This window comes from Idiomarina sp. H2 (genome assembly GCF_004364275.1).
Lineage (GTDB): Bacteria > Pseudomonadota > Gammaproteobacteria > Enterobacterales > Alteromonadaceae > Idiomarina > Idiomarina loihiensis.
Genome location: NZ_SNZY01000011.1, coordinates 26,256 through 42,403, shown reverse-complemented (window position 1 = coordinate 42,403; position 16,148 = coordinate 26,256). Strand labels below are relative to the sequence as shown.

General features: G+C 45.5%; 20 protein-coding genes and 1 other RNA gene. 7 read left to right on the top strand and 14 right to left on the bottom strand.

Annotated features, from left to right (window positions below):
• Positions 1-12 precede the first annotated feature (12 nt).
• The 10 genes from DET62_RS13080 to DET62_RS13040 all read right to left on the bottom strand — a co-directional run bounded on the left by DET62_RS13080 (position 13) and on the right by DET62_RS13040 (position 7,256).
• Entirely contained in the window at positions 13-390 is a 378-nt protein-coding gene (locus DET62_RS13080; protein WP_110014260.1) for a response regulator, read from the bottom strand.
• 35 nt (positions 391-425) lie between these two features.
• The gene (locus tag DET62_RS14610; RefSeq protein WP_255801606.1) at positions 426-548 is read right to left on the bottom strand and encodes a hypothetical protein; all 123 of its coding nucleotides are present in this window, start codon (positions 546-548) and stop codon (positions 426-428) included.
• Between the two features lie 66 nt (positions 549-614).
• Positions 615-1,370, bottom strand: coding sequence for a putative DNA-binding domain-containing protein (locus DET62_RS13075; protein WP_110014259.1), 756 nt, complete (start codon positions 1,368-1,370; stop codon positions 615-617).
• Positions 1,363-2,172: a DUF692 domain-containing protein gene (locus tag DET62_RS13070; protein ID WP_110014258.1), complete on the bottom strand. Its 810-nt coding sequence runs from the start codon at positions 2,170-2,172 to the stop codon at positions 1,363-1,365. Before DET62_RS13070 ends, DET62_RS13075 begins: the two co-directional genes overlap by 8 nt.
• A gap of 74 nt (positions 2,173-2,246) precedes the next feature.
• Positions 2,247-3,545: a hypothetical protein gene (locus DET62_RS13065; RefSeq protein WP_110014257.1), complete on the bottom strand. Its 1,299-nt coding sequence runs from the start codon at positions 3,543-3,545 to the stop codon at positions 2,247-2,249.
• 3 nt (positions 3,546-3,548) lie between these two features.
• Positions 3,549-4,160 carry an energy transducer TonB gene (locus DET62_RS13060; RefSeq protein WP_110014256.1) on the bottom strand — a complete coding sequence of 204 codons (612 nt, stop codon included), beginning with the start codon at positions 4,158-4,160 and terminating at the stop codon, positions 3,549-3,551.
• Between the two features lies 1 nt (position 4,161).
• Positions 4,162-4,563, bottom strand: coding sequence for a biopolymer transporter ExbD (locus tag DET62_RS13055; protein ID WP_011235088.1), 402 nt, complete (start codon positions 4,561-4,563; stop codon positions 4,162-4,164).
• Between the two features lie 12 nt (positions 4,564-4,575).
• The gene (locus tag DET62_RS13050) at positions 4,576-5,100 is read right to left on the bottom strand and encodes a MotA/TolQ/ExbB proton channel family protein (RefSeq protein ID WP_011235089.1); all 525 of its coding nucleotides are present in this window, start codon (positions 5,098-5,100) and stop codon (positions 4,576-4,578) included.
• 3 nt (positions 5,101-5,103) lie between these two features.
• Positions 5,104-6,471 carry a MotA/TolQ/ExbB proton channel family protein gene (locus tag DET62_RS13045; RefSeq protein ID WP_011235090.1) on the bottom strand — a complete coding sequence of 456 codons (1,368 nt, stop codon included), beginning with the start codon at positions 6,469-6,471 and terminating at the stop codon, positions 5,104-5,106.
• Positions 6,468-7,256 carry a DUF3450 domain-containing protein gene (locus tag DET62_RS13040; protein ID WP_041291783.1) on the bottom strand — a complete coding sequence of 263 codons (789 nt, stop codon included), beginning with the start codon at positions 7,254-7,256 and terminating at the stop codon, positions 6,468-6,470. The genes DET62_RS13045 and DET62_RS13040 overlap by 4 nt, the downstream gene beginning before the upstream one ends.
• A gap of 467 nt (positions 7,257-7,723) precedes the next feature.
• Between DET62_RS13040 and DET62_RS13035 the strand changes: the two genes are divergently transcribed.
• The 3 genes from DET62_RS13035 to DET62_RS13025 are packed head-to-tail and all read left to right on the top strand — an operon-like array spanning position 7,724 to position 9,456.
• The gene (locus DET62_RS13035) at positions 7,724-8,254 is read left to right on the top strand and encodes a primosomal replication protein (RefSeq protein WP_110014255.1); all 531 of its coding nucleotides are present in this window, start codon (positions 7,724-7,726) and stop codon (positions 8,252-8,254) included.
• Positions 8,241-9,176, top strand: a complete 936-nt coding sequence (locus DET62_RS13030; RefSeq protein ID WP_110014254.1) for a histone deacetylase — start codon at positions 8,241-8,243, stop codon at positions 9,174-9,176. The genes DET62_RS13035 and DET62_RS13030 overlap by 14 nt, the downstream gene beginning before the upstream one ends.
• A gap of 4 nt (positions 9,177-9,180) precedes the next feature.
• Positions 9,181-9,456: a late competence development ComFB family protein gene (locus tag DET62_RS13025; protein ID WP_011235094.1), complete on the top strand. Its 276-nt coding sequence runs from the start codon at positions 9,181-9,183 to the stop codon at positions 9,454-9,456.
• Between the two features lie 17 nt (positions 9,457-9,473).
• Here DET62_RS13025 and ffs read toward each other — a convergent pair.
• The 3 genes from ffs to DET62_RS13010 form a co-directional block, all read right to left on the bottom strand.
• An RNA gene (ffs, locus tag DET62_RS13020) (signal recognition particle sRNA small type) lies at positions 9,474-9,570 on the bottom strand.
• Between the two features lie 83 nt (positions 9,571-9,653).
• Positions 9,654-10,403, bottom strand: a complete 750-nt coding sequence (locus DET62_RS13015) for an enoyl-CoA hydratase (RefSeq protein ID WP_011235095.1) — start codon at positions 10,401-10,403, stop codon at positions 9,654-9,656.
• 20 nt (positions 10,404-10,423) lie between these two features.
• On the bottom strand, positions 10,424-11,512 hold the full coding sequence (locus tag DET62_RS13010; RefSeq protein WP_011235096.1) for a ketoacyl-ACP synthase III: 1,089 nt from the start codon (positions 11,510-11,512) through the stop codon (positions 10,424-10,426).
• Positions 11,513-11,641: 129 nt separating this feature from the next.
• Here DET62_RS13010 and DET62_RS13005 point away from each other — a divergent pair, with 129 nt between their 5' ends.
• The 4 genes from DET62_RS13005 to DET62_RS12990 are packed head-to-tail and all read left to right on the top strand — an operon-like array spanning position 11,642 to position 15,027.
• Positions 11,642-12,187 (top strand): YajG family lipoprotein, encoded by a 546-nt coding sequence (locus DET62_RS13005; protein ID WP_110014253.1) that lies wholly within the window; start codon positions 11,642-11,644, stop codon positions 12,185-12,187.
• A gap of 2 nt (positions 12,188-12,189) precedes the next feature.
• Positions 12,190-12,780 carry a peptidylprolyl isomerase gene (locus DET62_RS13000; RefSeq protein WP_110014252.1) on the top strand — a complete coding sequence of 197 codons (591 nt, stop codon included), beginning with the start codon at positions 12,190-12,192 and terminating at the stop codon, positions 12,778-12,780.
• The gene (locus DET62_RS12995; protein ID WP_110014251.1) at positions 12,780-14,123 is read left to right on the top strand and encodes an MFS transporter; all 1,344 of its coding nucleotides are present in this window, start codon (positions 12,780-12,782) and stop codon (positions 14,121-14,123) included. The genes DET62_RS13000 and DET62_RS12995 overlap by 1 nt, the downstream gene beginning before the upstream one ends.
• Positions 14,110-15,027 carry a 2-dehydropantoate 2-reductase gene (locus DET62_RS12990; RefSeq protein WP_110014250.1) on the top strand — a complete coding sequence of 306 codons (918 nt, stop codon included), beginning with the start codon at positions 14,110-14,112 and terminating at the stop codon, positions 15,025-15,027. Before DET62_RS12995 ends, DET62_RS12990 begins: the two co-directional genes overlap by 14 nt.
• On the opposite strand, the gene ribBA is transcribed toward DET62_RS12990, so the two are convergent.
• Positions 15,024-16,139, bottom strand: a complete 1,116-nt coding sequence (ribBA, locus tag DET62_RS12985) for a bifunctional 3,4-dihydroxy-2-butanone-4-phosphate synthase/GTP cyclohydrolase II (RefSeq protein WP_011235101.1) — start codon at positions 16,137-16,139, stop codon at positions 15,024-15,026. The two genes, DET62_RS12990 and ribBA, sit on opposite strands and share 4 nt — an antisense overlap.
• Between the last annotated feature and the right edge of the window lie 9 nt (positions 16,140-16,148).

Sequence of the window (16,148 nt, the reverse complement as noted above, 5' to 3'; positions counted from 1 at the left end):
TTAGTCTCATCATTATGCGACAAAGCGCACCGCCCAGGATTTTAGCGTATCCAACAGAAAATCTTCGCTCAAAGGTTTAGCCAGACATTGAGTCGCACCGGCCTTTAATGCCTTTGGCTCTATCTCTACCAAATCCTGAGTTGACATAAACAACAATGGAGTACGGTGGTAAGCGTCTAAATCGCGCAGGTTTTTCAGTAAAGACAAACCGTCCATAACCGGCATTTTGTGGTCAAGCAAAACAATATCAAAGTAGCTCTGTTTCGCTTTACTTAAGCCATCTAAACCATCCCGGGCTACAGTAACCTCGAAGCCAAGTGGCTTTATCGCGCTACAAATAGACTCCAGAGTTTTGTCTTTATCCTCGACAACGAGCAAAGTGACTGACATAAATGTCGTTTACCTGATAGTTAATGAGGATGTATTTAAGAAGAAAGAATTTGTGTTAAACGCAGAACCAGCGGTAAACAGGCCCAGAATAAAAACAACACTGCCGTAATAAGCAAAAATCGTTTGCCTGCCGGTTCTTTAAAGGTTTCTGATGACATAACTTTTACCTCTTGATGAAATCGGGGCTGATCATACTCGATCCTCGACAACGATAAAAGTTGAATTCAATTCTTTACCTTCAATATCAATTGCTGCCCGGCTAACCTGTTTAAAGTCTGCCCGGCCCCTTGCTGTAGTTGATCTATGGGCCATTGAGGGAGTAATTCAGGTAAAAGCTCGAGTAAGCTATTTAATTGAATACTCTCTCTATTTTGTAGCTCTGTTAACAGTAAAAAAGTCATCGCATTAATTCGAATAAAGCGAACCTTATCGTTGCTATCGCGAAACACGATCAAAAAACGCGGTTCGGGCAAGGCTTCCTGAGGTTGAAACTCAGTACTTATTTCATCAACAGGGTACTGATATGACGAGATTATAGCCGTGGGGTTAAGTGCAATCAGAGAGTCACTTTCAAGCGCCTCTGCCGGATTAATATAATTTTCAGGCCACGACTTTTGCTCTACCGCCAGTTCTGCCCATTCATAGTAAGCCAGTTCAGCCGCAAAGATAAACAACTCATTGTGAGACTGCAGATATTCAACAAAACTTGCGGCAATACCAGTAAAATATGGTGACTGAGAAGAAAAGGTACGAAAGAACCGTTCTTTGGTTTCTGTCCATTGCGTCTCCGCAGCCAACTTTTTAAGTACGGGGAAGGCACTATCAATAAAACGGAAAATATTATTGCGCAACAATCGCTGATAAACAGCCAAGCGCCGCGCCTCTATCTCATCCAGCCAAGGCTCGTCTACGAACTTTTCCGGCGCTTTTAACTGTTCAACAAAGCGATTTTGAATGTCTTTAAAAGTCATTTTACTCATGGCGAGCCTGTATCGCTTTTATCCTGTTCAACTCCTGGTTTAACTCTTCCAGCGAAGGGAAGTTGAAATCTCTTTCCAGCAAAGTAGGGTAAACGCCGTGCCGCCCATAAGCATAGTCCAGAAGCTGGAAAACTTCGTCTTTTACGCTGGCACCATGAGTATCAATATAAAGGTCGTCGTATTCTTCGTGGTGCCCGGCTATATGTCCGTAGACAATTCGCTCAGAAGGCAGACCGTCGATGAACTCATAAGGGTCATAACTGTGGTTTACACTGTTCACAAAAACGTTATTTACATCGAGTAAAAGTTTGCAATCACCTGCCTCAAGAACCTGATTAATGAATTCTAATTCGGTAAGTTCCGGAGAGGGACTCGCGTAATAAGAGACGTTTTCCAATATTAAAGCTTGCCCTAACCTATCCTGAGCTTGCTTAATTCGTTCGGCAACATAGGCAACGGCATCGACTGTAAAAGGAATAGGCAGTAAATCGTATAACTGGCCGTTATGAGAGCAATAGCTTAAATGCTCACTGTAAATTTCAATATCAAAGTCATTCAAAAAGCGCTTCACATCTTTCAGAAAGCTTTGGCTCAACGAGTCCTGGCTGCCAATAGAAAGCGATAAGCCATGGCAGGTCAGTTGATATTTTCCGGCTATTTGGGCGAGTTTTTCCAGACGGGAACCTTTAAAAGGTATCCAGTTCTCAGGGGCTATCTCAAGAAAATCCGCATCAATATCTCCAGCTAAAGCAGCGTCAAGCAACTCGTTTCTTAAGCCAAGACCGACCGAATTAGACCTCATGTTTCTCTCCCCAGAAAACAAAAACCCGACACTGTGGCCGGGTTTTACTATGCAGTTATAAAAACGAAAAGTGGTTAATCGAGATCGATACCTTTTCGTTTAGCTGTAGACTTAATATAACCCTTCCAGCTACGAGCACTGCGACGTTGACCATCGAAGGTTGCAGCTTCATCAACATAACGCATAGCCTGGCGATAGTCACCACCATAGAAATACGCTTCCGCTAATGACATGTATACACGACCTTCGTCTTTACGATCAAGATAGTCCAACGCTTTCTTCAAAGGCTCCGCTGCTGCAATATACTGCTCGTTTGTCAGCATCAAGTTACCTTGTTTGCGGTAGTACTCACCTTTGTCGTCGCTATCGTCAGTTGACTCAGCGGCTCGTTCATACCAAGAAACCGCTTTACCGAACTCTTTAGCGCGATGATAACTATTAGCGATAGTCGCAAAGTTCTTCGCAGTCTTTTCGATATCACCCGCTTCTACATGCTTTTCCATAGTCGCAGCAGCTTTGTATGGAATACCTTCATTATCATAAAGTTGAACCAGCATTTTAAACTGACTCTCTTTATCCAGGTACCCTGCCAAATACGCCACCTCCATAGTCTGAAGAGACTTTCCTAATTCTTCTTCCAGCATATAGAACTGCGCCAACTGAGGCCACCAAGCTTTTTGATCCGGCAGCTTATTCAAACCTTCTTCAAGAATTCTAATCGCATCCGAATACATCTTACGTTCATAGTAGGACGCCATCATCAGGTTATAAATATTCTTGTCAGGCTTATCAGACTCTTCTAACGCCACTCGGGCAAAAGGAATGATCTGAGCGAAGTTCTTCATCTGGTAATGCGCGTTAGCCATGTACAAGAAAACTTGAGAATCACGTTCGCCAGTAAATTGAACCCAACGTTTTAGGTATTCTAGGCTTTGTTTGTACTTCTCTTCTTGCAGACTAATTTGCCCGACCAGTTTCATAGCCGCTGCCTGATCATTCCAACCGAGGACATCCTGATCAACTGCATTTTTCAAAACTTTTAAAGCGTCAGCCATACGCTCGTCTGCTGCATAAAGATTACCAAGGAAGCGATCCAGATACGCAGAATCGTAACCTGGATCAGGGTCTTGCTCTTCAAGAACCGCTATTGCTTCCTTAATTTTATCTTCTTCATACAGCTCAAACGCATCCATGATCGCCCGGCCAATACTCTGCGAAGCAGCCTTATTGTCGCGAGCTTTCTTCTGCGCCTCAACGGTCTCTTTATCCGGAATGTTGAAACCAAGGTCCTGAGCAAAAGCCTGGACCGTTGTCATAGACATAACCGAAGCAAAAGCCAGGGCACTAACAAATGTTTTAACTGTATATTTCATTTCTTAGTTCCCATCCATTGTGAAGTCGAGCTGAACGGTCATACCTTCTTGACGAATTGGCTTACCGTCAACGACCTTAGGCTTATACTTCCAACGCAATAATGCACGTCTTGCCTCACGGTCGAACACTCGACGAGGTTCAGAATCGATGACTTCAACGTCAGTTACACCACCTTGCTGATCGATAGTGAAGCGCAATTGCACCCAACCTTCGGTACCGTTTCTTGCGGCTGAAGGCGGATAACGCGGTTCAATACGAACAATAGGTGTTGCGTCTCCGTCAGAGTTTAGTCCTCCGCCTGGCCCTGAAAGACCTGTATCAGCACCACCAACATCAACATCAAAACCCATGTTCATGTTCATGCCACTGTCTGATGTATCAGGCTCAGACTGTGGTGTTTCTGGTGGTTGCTCCGGTGGTGGTGGTGGCGGCGGCGGAGTACGCCGACGCTCCTGAACGTCAGACTCAGGTGGCGACGTTACGATGTCAATGACCGGCGATGGAGGCGGCGCTTCGTTACGCTGCGCTCCCCCGCCGATTAAGTAAGCCATGAAAGCAAACAGAGCAAACGTAACGGCGGCACCTAGTAGTAAAGATACTAAAAAGCGCACCATATTAGTTATTCTCCGCAGCTATGGATATCTTATCGATACCCGCTTCCTTAACCTGATCCATGACTTCTACAACGACACCATGTTCAGCTTTCTTGTCGGCCTGGATAACAACAACATCAGTTGGTTGTTCGGCAAGCATACGTTCAATGTTAGCGCCTACACGCTCAACATCCACTTGACGTTTATCCATCCAGACTTCACCAGTATCACGAATAGCGATAAAGATGTTAGCTGAAGGCTCCTTTGTCGTATTACTGGCTTCAGGCTTATTAACCTGAATACCCGCTTCTTTGACGAATGAGGTCGTTACGATAAAGAAGATCAACATAATGAAGACGATGTCGAGCATCGGCGTCATGTCGATCGACGCATCTTCCTCTTCTCGATTACGATTACGTGCCATAGTTTTACTCTCTTAGTGATGTGGCAAACTGTCAACAAGGCCTTCTTTCGCTCTACGCACTTTACTTTCCAGGCGTGTCGCGAAAAACATACCGGATAACGCAGCAACCATTCCAGCCATTGTCGGAATAGTCGCCATCGAAATACCCGATGCCATTAGACGAGGGTTACCCGTCCCTTGTACTGCCATGATTTCAAACACCGCAATCATACCTGTTACGGTACCCAGCAGCCCAACTAGTGGACATAAGGCAACACAAGTTTTTATCAACAGAATACGTGCATTCAGTTTATCGTTCGCTTCGGAAATCCATGCTTCACGGATTCTATGGGCGTACCATGAGGTGGTGTCCTTACGGGCATCCCATTTCGCTATAATGTCATTGCGAAGTTTAGGGAAAGCACCTGTAAGGTACCAATAACGCTCAATCATCAGTACCCACATTAGAAAGAGCACCCCCATGACGATGTACAGGACATCGCCACCGGTAGCCAGAAAATCCCTGATAGATTCCCAAAGTTCCATCAGGTAAAGCATGGGTTACTCCTTCTCCGAATGCGCAGCTACGATACCCGCTGCTTGCTCGTCCAGAATATGAACAATAGACTTGCCGCGAGAAGCCACAATACTGTGAGCCAAAATCAATGGAATAGCTGCAATCAGACCCATAGCTGTTGTTACCAACGCCATAGAGATATCGCCTGCCATGATCTTCGGATCACCGGTACCAAACAGTGTAATAGACTGGAACGTACCAATCATACCAACAACTGTACCTAACAGACCAAGCAATGGAGCAATAGCCGCAAGGATCTTAATGACGTTAATGCCACTTTCGACTCTCGGGGTTTCACGTAAAATTGCTTCGTCCAGTTTCAACTCTAAGTTTTCAACGTCTGCATTCTTATTCTCTTGATAAACCTTAAGAATACGGCCTAATGCGTTGTTGTCTTTAGGTTGCTCTGGGTTCTTCAACTGAGAGCGGATTTTTCCTGCAGCAGTTGTCAAGGTAACCAGTTTGAATACAGAAATTAACAGACCAAGAATTAATACTGCAGTAATTACATAACCAACAGTACCACCTTGGTGATAACGTTCAGACAACGTCGCTTTGTTAGTTAACAAGCTAAGAATCTGACCTTTAGAAGGATCTAAGAAAATACCTTCATAACCACTTTCTGTGTTGTAAAACTCTTGTGCTTGTCCAGTTGCGCCACCTTCAGGTTGACGACCTAATGGTTGTACCTGTTCAGTCGTGTCGTTGTAGACTAAGTAGTTGTCACCCTGAATCAAGTTGAAAACACCAACACGCAATACTTCACGGTTTTCACTACCGCCGTCAAGTAAAGTTACATCAGTATTAAATTTAACAACTTTGCCTGACTCTACCATTTCAGTTAACAAGGCTTTCCAGAGCTCTTCCAGCTCTTCCAGAGTTGGAAGTTCTTTCGCTTCTGACAAGCTTTCCAGAACGTCTTCACGACCTGGATACTGTGCACTGATGATAGAAGTCGCGATACGACCGATAGTTTCTGTCGCAGCACCACGAACAACACCGAACATTTCACCTAAGGTACCTTTAGCATTCTCAAGTTCTTGTTCTTTGTTCGCCAGTTCAACTTCGTTTTCAGAAAACTCTTCCTGCAAACGTTTACCGCGAGCTTTTTCTTCTTCTAATTGCTTCTCTGCACGATTCAGCAATGCTTGCTTATCGGCACGAGCAGCTGTGAATTCACGCTCACGTTCAGCGTTCAGTTCACGAGAAGAAACACGGTTTTTTTCAACAAGCTGTAACAGCTCATCTAAACTTTTAGCTTCAGATTGATCCTGAGCCTGGGCAGCGAGAGTCGTACCTGCAGAAAGGGTGACTGCTGCTGCAATCATTAATGATTTAACTAATTTATTCATTCTGCACTCTCCGCTGCGAATACTGGAAGTTTCACCAGATCGTAAGCAAGTTGCTTACGTGACATACGAATCGCTTGGGTCAGAGGACGGATAAACTCGTCTTCCAAAGCAGTCCACTCATCGGTTTCATTGTTGTAGATCCAAGCATTTTTCAAGTCCAGAGACTGAGCTAAGAATGCAACACGACCCATGTGGAAGTAATCAACAGCAATTTGTTCGCCGTCAATTTCCAGGTTGCCCTGATACGAAATCAAACCTGAACCGTAGTCCATTTCGGTTTGATAAGCTTCGATGATTTGACGAAACTGCTCTGATGTAGAGACGCTTGAGCTGTCCATGATGTCGCGTAAACGCTCAACACGAGCCATACGCTTTTCACGGTGAATTGGAATGTCCAATTTCACAAACTGTTCAAGAGAGTCGATCATTTCATACATCAAAGGAACAACGCCCTGTTTGGTGCGCTCGATTCCGTCGATCTGCTTTTGAAGAGACTCAAGCGTTGCGTTTTGGTCATTAACCAAACGTTGTACATGGTCATTATAGACTTTCAAGTTCTCGTACTCAGCAACCACTGAACGATACTCGATAAGAAGGTCCTGACTTTGCTCGAACAAAGAGTCGATTTTATTTTGCGACTGTTCGCCGGCTTTCAAAACCTTCTGCTCTTCGTTTTGTAGCTTAGCTACATCTACTTGCTGTGCAGCGGCAACGCCGGTGCCAGCAAACGCCATCACACCCATAAGGGTTGCAGCGAGTTTGGTTCTTTTGATTACTTTGGTCATAGTTCCCAACCAATTTGACTTAACTTCCGCTTCAACGCCTAAGGCGTGAAACACCAGTTGTTTGAATGACGAAAAGATCTCGTTCTACACTTTATTATTATTGCCAAAGAAAGCAGCAATACTAAAAGATACTCCCACGATGGCTATACGCTGTCAACCAAGTAAACTGAGTCAACCGCGCTATAGCTGTCGCTTTGTATCCGGTGCAGAACACGGTTCTGGACTCTCGTAATTTCCAGATATTTTCTCGGACGACATCCTGTCGTCAACTCATTTCATACCCCCAGTTTTGGTACATGTATACCTAACTTGGAATATTACTCCTTCCTGAATAGTATCACTTTTTGATCGACGAACAACACTGACATTTCAATTTCAACGTTTTTTAAACAATTAATTTATTAGCCTATATTCAATGGTAGACCCAATTTCGTGACCTAAGTTTCAAAATCCTTTAATATAGAGGGATGAGAGAGATATTAAATGTAACCTCAATACAACATATTGAACAGCTGCTCAACACTTTGCAGGGGCGGGCTGAGCAAATTGATGGGGAAAATAGAAAGAAACATCGCCAGCTTAGCGAAAGTTGGTTTAGTCCCTCCCTGTTTAACCATAGCTCTAACCTGGCTGTCGATTATGTCGCAGAGACCCAAAATCTTTTTCGACAATTACAGCAAAGTGACAATCAAGAGGCTCAACATTACCTTGCTGAGAAACTTAGCCTGCAGCTGGAAGCATTAAATACAGCTTTCCGGGCTAATAGACCACCTAAACAACAGCAAGATCATCGCATTACTGCGCAAAATCAACTGCAGCAGATGCATCAACAATTAGTGACTTATCGTGACTACGAAAGACGACTGACAGAAAACCTGGATACGGCTGCTGCGGGTAATAACCCAACCATGATTCAAAGCGCGCAGCAACGCCTTAACCGCTGCCAAATGGCCATTGATTCTCTGGAGAAAAAGATTAGCCGTTATGAAGAAGGTTGACGTTCCTTTTATCTACTCACCTTTATACAGTGAATTAGATTTACCGCCCAGACACCGTTACCCAATAGAGAAATACCGCCTACTAAAAGACTGGGCGGTTAAACACGGAGCAACCAATAATCAATGGCATCAACCTGAGCCACTTAGCTGGGAACAGGCAGCACGAACACACTGTCCGGGCTATCTGTCTCAGTTACGGCAGAACAGCATGGATAAAAGCAGCTGGCGACGCATAGGCTTTCCCTGGTCAGAACAGCTATTGTACCGCACCCTAACCTCCGCTGGGGGCACACTGCTGACGACCGAACTGGCACTCACGAAGGGAGTTGCCATACACTTTTCCGGCGGCTACCATCATGCTCACAAAGACTGGGGCAGTGGTTTTTGTCTACTCAACGATTTAGCAATAGCCTGCAATGAAATACTAGTTCGCCATCCAAAACTAAAAATAGTGGTACTGGATACCGATGTTCATCAAGGCGACGGAACCGCCACGCTCTTCGAAAATGATAATAGGGTGTTTACCTGCTCAATACACGGGGAACGTAATTTTCCATTTTCCAAAGCTAGCTCTAATCTGGACATTCCTTTACCTAAACATACCTCTGACAAAGAATACTTAGCGGCTCTCGAAAATACCCTCGAACGCATCAACCGCGAAATTAAACCCGATCTTATTCTTTACGATGCCGGTGTCGACATTTATCAGCGGGACGAGTTGGGTCATCTAAATATTAGTCTGGCGGGTATTTTTCAAAGAGACCTTGCTGTACTAGGCTTTGCTAAACGACATGAGATTCCTTTGGCTGCTGTCATCGGCGGAGGGTATCAACGTAATTTACCACGTTTAGTCAGAGCCCATGCTCAACTACTAAGAGCCAGTTATTATGTCTATACTGAGAATGAGCTAACAGAAGGATAAAAGTATGAAATTTGACGATGACATTCACAATTATTACGAGCGTTTAGTTGCAGACCGGATAGAAGAACTCGAACTGGAAAAGCAACACAGTCAGGAGTTTCTGGCTGATCTCAGTTGCCTGGTACTTAATCAGTTGCCGCCGCGTTACATTCGACACGAAGTTGATATGGCTTTCTTTTTACCACCGTCAAAGCGGCTGGACATGGAAATGCAGGTACACAAAGCAATAGCGGAAGCACTGGAATTTTTGAAAGGAAGAAAACGCCCTGACGGCGATTAATAAAGATTGGGTGGCGACTCTACCAGCCACACCTCGGCACACACATCCCTGACTACGGCTGCTCCCTTCCGGGCCTGACCGGGTTCACCAGTTAGCGTTGCGAGGGGACCCGCAGAGTCACCATAAACGCTTTGTTCAAAGCGGGCTGCATTATGAACCAGTTGCCCGGCTGAAACAACCCACAGTTTACCTTTTGCTTACTTTTTCTGCAGCTTTGCAGCAATTGCCTGACGAGCTTCATCTGAGCTTAACGCTTTTGCAAAAAACGTCGCTTCACGACTGATGCGGTCAGCTACTGACTCCGTCGGCTGCTTTAATAAATGCTTGGAAATTCGTAATGACTTGCTGGATTGCTTACGCAGTTTATCCAGAGTTTCTTCAACCACAACAGGCAACCGCTCAAGCGAAACCACATGGTTAACAAACCCGGCTTGCTGAGCCGACTGCGCGTCAAAACTTTCGCCGAGCAACAACAATTCTGCCGCTTTTTGGTAACCACAAATTTGCGGTAACAACAAACTTGAGGCAGCTTCAGGCAATAACCCGAGCTGCACAAATGGCAACGCAAATACTGCGTCGTCACTGCTGTAAACAATATCGCAATGCAGTAAGAGCGTTGTGCCTATGCCTATAGCTAATCCATTTACTGCGGCAACTATAGGTACCTCGGCACGGGCCAGAGTATGCAAAAACTGAAACGCTGGAGCCGATTCATCTAAGTTTTCAGTTGATAAAAAGTCATTTAAATCGTTACCGGCAGAAAAACTGTCACCGCTGGACTCAAAAAGTACTGCATGAACCGAGCTGTCGTTGTCTGCAGCCTTCAACGCTTCATTACATGTAGTGTACATGTCCTGAGTGAAGGCATTCTTCTTTGCTGGTCGGTTCAGACGTATGCGAACAACACCGTTATCTTGCGAAACTTGTACGAGCTCTTCAGTACTCAAAATCTGTCTCCCGTCAATTATTACTGACCGCGATTTTTCCAGGCCTTTTTAGTCGCTTCGTGCATGGGAACAATAAGCTCCAATGCGCTTTTATCTCCGGCCGGTAGCTCCATTTGATTAGGACGTTTGGGCGTGACTCTCTGCCCCCATTTAATCAATCCGGCACCGCAAGTGAGTCCCCCCCCAAACACGGCTGACATAATGCTGTCGCCAGGCTTGATAATACCGTTGTCAGCAGCTTCAGCAAAGGCAATAGGTAGTGTCGCTGAGGATGTATTTCCGTAATTCTGAATATTAATAACGGTTTTCTCGCTCGGCACTTTGCACATTTTACCTAAGAAATCGATTAACCGTTTATTCGCCTGATGCGGAATAAGGGCGTCGATATCGTCGGTGGTCATGCCGGTTTCCTGAAAAACCTTGTCGACAGCCGCACTCATGCCTTTCACTGCACGTTTAAATATTTCCTGGCCAACAAAATCAAATTGCATAATGCCGTCAAAGTTAAAGCGGTCAAAGCTAGAGCCAAAATCGAGGCTTAACACGTCGCGGGCATCTGCGTCACAACTGATGTGGCTAGCTAACAAACCAACTTCTTCATCTGACGCTTCAAGTACCATAGCGCCCGCGCCATCGCCAAATAAAACGGCGCTTTCGCGTTTGGTCCAGTCCAGAATGCGGGTTAAACGTTCAGCACCTATGAGTAAGACCTTTTTATGTGCGCCGGTTTTTATGCCTTGAGTCGCAACATGCATCGCGTATAAAAAACTGCTGCAAGCTGCATTTAGGTCAAAGGCTGCAGCATGTTTTGAGCCAATATTTTGCTGTACTTTAGACGCGACGTTGGGGATAAGTTCATCTGCAGTACAAGTACCGACAATGATGAGATCCAGTTCATTGGGATCTAAATCGGCAGCGGCCAGGGCATTACGCGCAGCAACCGTCGCCAACTCGGATGTACCGACATGGCTTACTCGACGTTCGGAAATACCCGTTCGTGAAACAATCCACTCGTCGGAGGTTTCCAGGAAAGTGGCAAGATCATCATTGGTCATTACAGCCGGTGGCAGACATTTTCCCCAACCGGTAATTTCAGCAAATTTAGTCACGGCAAAACCTTTTACTTCTGTCGGCTAGTATCGTCATAATGGTAAGGTATTTTATGACAATACGGTTTCACCGTATGATAGCACGAATCGACGTCAGGTGAATGACCGCCATAAAAAAGGATAACTCCTATGTTCCGAACACTATTTGCCGCCAGTTTTTTGCTTATTATCAGTGCTTGCCAGAGCCAGCCTGACCCATTAATTATTAGCGCTGACACTGTTGTTGATAAACTAAACACCAAGGTAAACCAATTAAAAGTCACGGATAAACGCTCTTATTCTTATTTATACCGTCATAAAAAAGAACAGGACAAAGCAGCATTCGCGCCCACTCTAAGGCCCTTAACCTTAGTTGTTGAAGAGGCTTTACAGCCTGTTACAGGGGCTTATGATGAAAACGGTCTGACATGGTACGTCACCATCGAAAAAGCACTAATTGACGCAACTCTTTATACCGTAAAATACGAACTCGAGCATAGTATTACCATTCGTGTTGAGGCCACCCGGGGAAATCGTCGCTATAGCAACTTTTATTCTGGAACCTATAACTCCACAGGTGGTCTGAAACCAGCCCAGGCAACTTTAGAACGTCAATTCAAACAATTACTGAATTCGGTGCTTACGGAAATCGCTAATGATCCTAAGCTGCGTATGCGTGAACAAGAGGACTTTTAGTCATGACTTTCCTTAAATATTTTATTGGCCTCACCGCAGCTATTTTTATCAGCGTCAGTCATGCTGAAATTCAGCCAGATAACCCCTTCCCGCGGGTAAAAATGATAACTTCTATGGGTAACATCACTGTAGAGCTCAATCGCGATGCAGCTCCGTTAACCGTTAAGAACTTTTTCCGTTATGTGAAAAAAGCACAATACAACGGTACGATATTTCATCGTTTAGTTCCCGGCTTTGTTATCCAGGGCGGCGGCTATGACGAAGATTTTCAGGACAAACCCTCATTTGAAAAAATTGCGAATGAATCCGGTAACGGCTTGAAGAACGAATATGGCACAATTGCTATGGCTCGCGAACGTGAACCTCACTCAGGTACCCGCCAGTTTTTCTTTAACTTAAATGACAATACTTCACTTAATCCAGACAATGGTGACTGGGGCTACGCTGTATTTGGTCGTATCGTTGAAGGCTTAGATGTCCTTGAAGCCATGGCTAAACTTGAATCACAGGCCTATAGCGATGAAATTGGCTGGTCTGATGTACCTGTCGACCCGCCTATTCTGAAACGTATAGAGGTTGTACCTCAAAACTAATGGCTTTAACAAAACCGACTTTCTGGCAAGATTTGAAAGTCTACAAACAGCCTCGCGTATTAGTTATTTTTGTTCTGGGCCTAGCCAGTGGTTTTCCGTGGGTGATGATTGGCTCAGCACTTTCAGCGTGGCTGCAGGAGGTTGGACTAACCCGCTCAGTCATTGGCTATTTCGGTGCGGTTTTTGGCGCCTACTCTATAAATTTTTTATGGGCGCCTATTATCGACAACCTAAAAATCCCGATACTCACTCGCTGGCTGGGTCAACGAAGAAGCTGGATTTTTTTCTGCCAGATGCTCATTGCCGGAGGTTGTTTCGCATTAGCGAGTCTGGATATTATCGACCACCTTCATCTCGTCGGGCTAATTGCACTTGGCATTGCTGTCAGTTCAGCGACTCAGGATATAGCCATTGACGCCTACCGAATTGAATCTTTTGCGGAAAACGAAGGCCGACTGCAAAGCGCCGGTGCAGCAATGACAACCGCCGGATGGTGGACCGGCTACAGTGGTTTAGGTGCCCTGCCGTTCTTTTTTGTCGATGGTATAACCTGGCAATGGCAACACGCTTATTTCGGACTGGGCTGCATCATGTTAGTCCTTGCAGCTGTCGTACTTGTTGTGCGCCGCACCACTTATCATCAAGAGCCCACGGTAAAGACGAAATTGACCCACTTTTGGCCTGCAATGAAAGAAAGAGTCAATCTTGTTGTTATTCAGCCCATTGGTGAGTTCTTTTCCCGCAACGGCGTCAAGCTGGCGTTTTCAATTCTGGCCTTTATCTTTTTGTTTAAAATTGGCGAAGCTTTTCTGGGACGAATGTCGATTGTTTTCTATAAAGAAGTTGGCTTTACTAATGCCGAAATCGGCACCTATTCAAAATTGGTTACCTGGTGGGTAACTATTGTTTTTGCGCTACTAGGCAGTGCCGTCAACTTACGACTGGGCATAATTAAAGGCCTGCTCATAGGCGGCGTAGCCATGGCCTCCTCTAACCTGATGTTCTCGTGGATTGCTCTGGTAGGCCCGGATACAGACTTATTTCTAAGCGCGGTTTTAATTGATGGCTTTACCAGCGCCTGGTCCACCGTGGCTTTTGTTGCCTTTATCAGTTTACTTTGTAACCGAACCTTTACCGCAACCCAGTATGCGCTTATGGCATCGTTGGGAGCTTTAGGAAAAACCGTACTGTCGTCCTCCAGCGGACAAATTGTCGATTATATGGATGGCAACTGGGCTTTATTCTTTGTTTTAACTGCTTTAATGGTTATTCCCAGTCTTATCTTCCTCTGGTTTATTCGTAAACCCATAGCCGAGCTGGAGCGAAAACGTGACGAAGGCTAACCTAAATTGGGTCGTGCTTGGCCCCGGAGCCATTGGTGGGCTTATTGCCGGCGCTCTGCTGGAACATGGGCAGTCTGTATCGGTTTTACCGCGTAAGAACCGAACTCGAGAAATAAACTGGCAAGTCACTCATAAGCAGTTTAAAGCTGACTACAGTGCTCCTGTTATTACACAACCTCTGGCCGAGAATACGGTGTTCGTTATTGCGGTTAAAGCCTTTGATGTGATTCAAGCCTTGCAACGCATAACGACATTGCGCGGATTTAATAAAGCCATGCCCATAATAATAAGTCACAACGGCATGGTGGAACTTCCGGAAGCGTTAAAAGAGCTTAATTTATACCCATTGGTGACAACTCACGGTGCGGTACGAAGCAGGAATGAAAATGCCGACCTTTGTATTGAACACAGGGGGGCAGGCCGAAGCTGGCTGGAAGTCGACCCTGCAGTCCGGAATCAGCCGACGGACTTTGACCCAGGCCTGGTCCTGCAACAGGCTTTTCCTCCGCTTACTCTGGAACAAGATCTAAGTCAGAGGCGCTGGTTAAAGTTCGTTATTAATTGCGTTATTAATCCGCTGACTGCAGTTCATCAGTGCGCTAATGGCGAATTGCTGAAGGAAAGCTGGCAGGCGCAAGTATACAGCCTCGTAGCAGAAGCCGTAGCTGTAGCGAACAGTCAAAATGCGTCTTTGACAACTGAGGAATGCTATAAAGAGGTGCTTTTAGTAGCAAAGGAGACGGCCTTAAACCACTCTTCCATGCTGCAGGATATTCAACAACAACGGCGTACCGAGATACAGCAGTTAACCGGTTATTTAATTAACGCTGGTAAGACGGCGGGTGTTGCCACACCGACTCACCAGCAACTACTCAATGAGTTCCAACAACGTTATAGCGGCTAGTCTTTATCTTCAATAAAGTCGACCACTTCCAGGCCAAAGCCTGACAGTGCAGAGTAACGTTTTGGCGAGCTCATTAAGTGCATTTTATGAATGTTCAGGTCTGCCAGAATCTGTGAGCCTAAACCGACGTTCCGGGACGCATTTGACGCCGATGTTGTTGGTTTTTGCTCTCCTTTATCCTGCGCTTCAAATTCACACACCTGAGCAATGATGCTTTCAGGGGTTTGCTGACGACCAATAATAACCAGCACACCATCGTGCTCAGCAATATAGGACATAGCTTTCTGAATTGGCCAGCTGCGTTTTGCTGCGCGCTCGGTTAAAAAGGTATCGTGGAAGGTGTCCTGCAAATGAACTCGTACGTTAGTCACTTTATCTTGCGAGAGGTCACCGTGAACAAGAGCATAATGTACCTGTTCATCAATAGTGTCCTGATAAGTGATTAACCGGAACTTGCCAAATGCCGTAGGCAAATTACATTCAGCCACCCGCTCTATGGTTTTTTCCTGTATCGAGCGATATTCGATTAAATCGGCAATGGTGCCGACTTTAATACCATGCTCTTCAGAAAAAGCTTCAAGATCAGCGCGGCGCGCCATGGTGCCATCTTCGTTCAGCACTTCAACGATAACCGCCGCAGGTTCAAACCCGGCTAAACGCGCAAGATCACAACCCGCTTCGGTGTGTCCCGCACGGTTCAACACCCCGCCCGACTTAGCCTTTAACGGGAAAATATGTCCCGGCATGACTAAATCTTCGGGCTTGGCGTCTTTTTTCACAGCATCCAGCACCGTTTTCGCTCTGTCCGCCGCGGAAATACCTGTGGTTACACCCTCAGCGGCCTCAATCGAAACAGTAAAGCTTGTTGCGTATGGGGCGTTGTTCTTATCTACCATTAACGGCAAATTCAGTTGCTCACAGCGTTCTTCCGTTAACGTCAGACAAATTAGTCCGCGACCATAACGCGCCATAAAATTGATAGTTTCCGGCGTCACACACTCGGCTGCAATAATGATATCACCTTCGTTTTCGCGATCTTCGTCATCCATAAGGATAACCATTTTACCCTGACGAATATCTTCGATAATCTCTTCTGTGCTATGCAGTGACATAACGCTTTA

What these genes read in the sequence shown, in the direction of transcription:
- DET62_RS13080 (WP_110014260.1), bottom strand. Translation starts at nt 390, where the DNA reads ATGTCAGTCACTTTGCTCGTTGTCGAGGATAAAGACAAAACTCTGGAG.
- DET62_RS13050 (WP_011235089.1), bottom strand. Translation starts at nt 5,100, where the DNA reads ATGCTTTACCTGATGGAACTTTGGGAATCTATCAGGGATTTTCTGGCT.
- DET62_RS14610 (WP_255801606.1), bottom strand. Translation starts at nt 548, where the DNA reads ATGTCATCAGAAACCTTTAAAGAACCGGCAGGCAAACGATTTTTGCTT.
- DET62_RS13030 (WP_110014254.1), top strand. Translation starts at nt 8,241, where the DNA reads ATGAAGAAGGTTGACGTTCCTTTTATCTACTCACCTTTATACAGTGAA.
- DET62_RS12995 (WP_110014251.1), top strand. Translation starts at nt 12,780, where the DNA reads ATGGCTTTAACAAAACCGACTTTCTGGCAAGATTTGAAAGTCTACAAA.
- DET62_RS13075 (WP_110014259.1), bottom strand. Translation starts at nt 1,370, where the DNA reads ATGAGTAAAATGACTTTTAAAGACATTCAAAATCGCTTTGTTGAACAG.
- DET62_RS13040 (WP_041291783.1), bottom strand. Translation starts at nt 7,256, where the DNA reads ATGACCAAAGTAATCAAAAGAACCAAACTCGCTGCAACCCTTATGGGT.
- DET62_RS13060 (WP_110014256.1), bottom strand. Translation starts at nt 4,160, where the DNA reads ATGGTGCGCTTTTTAGTATCTTTACTACTAGGTGCCGCCGTTACGTTT.
- DET62_RS13035 (WP_110014255.1), top strand. Translation starts at nt 7,724, where the DNA reads ATGAGAGAGATATTAAATGTAACCTCAATACAACATATTGAACAGCTG.
- DET62_RS13000 (WP_110014252.1), top strand. Translation starts at nt 12,190, where the DNA reads ATGACTTTCCTTAAATATTTTATTGGCCTCACCGCAGCTATTTTTATC.
- DET62_RS13045 (WP_011235090.1), bottom strand. Translation starts at nt 6,471, where the DNA reads ATGAATAAATTAGTTAAATCATTAATGATTGCAGCAGCAGTCACCCTT.
- DET62_RS13055 (WP_011235088.1), bottom strand. Translation starts at nt 4,563, where the DNA reads ATGGCACGTAATCGTAATCGAGAAGAGGAAGATGCGTCGATCGACATG.
- DET62_RS13005 (WP_110014253.1), top strand. Translation starts at nt 11,642, where the DNA reads ATGTTCCGAACACTATTTGCCGCCAGTTTTTTGCTTATTATCAGTGCT.
- DET62_RS13070 (WP_110014258.1), bottom strand. Translation starts at nt 2,172, where the DNA reads ATGAGGTCTAATTCGGTCGGTCTTGGCTTAAGAAACGAGTTGCTTGAC.
- DET62_RS13025 (WP_011235094.1), top strand. Translation starts at nt 9,181, where the DNA reads ATGAAATTTGACGATGACATTCACAATTATTACGAGCGTTTAGTTGCA.
- ribBA (WP_011235101.1), bottom strand. Translation starts at nt 16,139, where the DNA reads ATGTCACTGCATAGCACAGAAGAGATTATCGAAGATATTCGTCAGGGT.
- DET62_RS13065 (WP_110014257.1), bottom strand. Translation starts at nt 3,545, where the DNA reads ATGAAATATACAGTTAAAACATTTGTTAGTGCCCTGGCTTTTGCTTCG.